Here is an 876-nt window from a genome sequence, read left to right on the forward strand (position 1 = left end):
TACTGTGTTGTTGGTGGCGTCTCCGACCGTTACCTGTTTGGTCGATACGCTGGTCGCACCAATCACTGTATTGTCTGTACCCTCGGTCACCGTCAAGCCGTCTTTGTTCAAGACTGTCTTGTCTGTGCCTGTTCCCGCTGTAACGCTGTCAAAGGTCGCATCTTTCTTCATGCTTACTGTAACTGTCGTTTTACCAGCCGCATCTTGTGTAACTTCCGTCGTCAAGTTCGATGTGTCATAGGTCTTGGTCGCATCTTTTGCACTTGCTACGATATCTAATTGGTTACCCAATTTATGCGTAACTGCACCACCTGCAGGATTGGTGTTCGCGCCAACCTTAAAGCCTGCATTGACTACGCTATCCAACTGACCTTTGTTCACCGCATCTGATGCTAATGTGCATTCGCTACATTGGTGATCTTGTCTCCACCTACATCCAATCCATTTGCTGTGCTGGTTAATACTGTGTTGTTGGTTGCATCTCCAACCGTTACTTGTTTGGTCGATACGCTGGTCGCACCAATCACTGTATTGTCTGTACCCTCAGTCACCGTCAAGCCGTCTTTGTTCAAGACTGTCTTGTCTGTGCCTGTTCCCGCTGTAACGCTGTCAAAGGTCGCATTTTTCGCTAGGCGGATATCAAGCCCTGTCGCTGTTGTAACCGTCTTCACATTTTCGTTGCTGGTCGCTGTATCCGCTCCTGTGAAGCCACCTTTAATGTCTAAGGTTTGTCCCAAGTTGCGGTGTACATTCGTACCGCTGTTCCCTGCAAAGTCTAGGCCTGCATTGGTTAAGTTCGTGCTGACTGTATCCAACTGACCTTTGTTCACCGCATCTGATGCTAATGTCGCATTCGCTACATTGGTGATCTTGTCG

2 pseudogenes are annotated in these 876 nt (G+C 48.5%); both read right to left on the reverse strand.

Annotation, left to right across the window (positions count from 1 at the left end):
* Positions 1-366: pseudogene (locus GGG_RS20215) on the reverse strand (hypothetical protein); the annotation flags it as partial.
* Between the two features lie 26 nt (positions 367-392).
* Positions 393-876: pseudogene (locus GGG_RS20220) on the reverse strand (hypothetical protein); the annotation flags it as partial.

This window comes from Acinetobacter sp. P8-3-8, from assembly GCF_000214135.1.
GTDB lineage: Bacteria > Pseudomonadota > Gammaproteobacteria > Pseudomonadales > Moraxellaceae > Acinetobacter.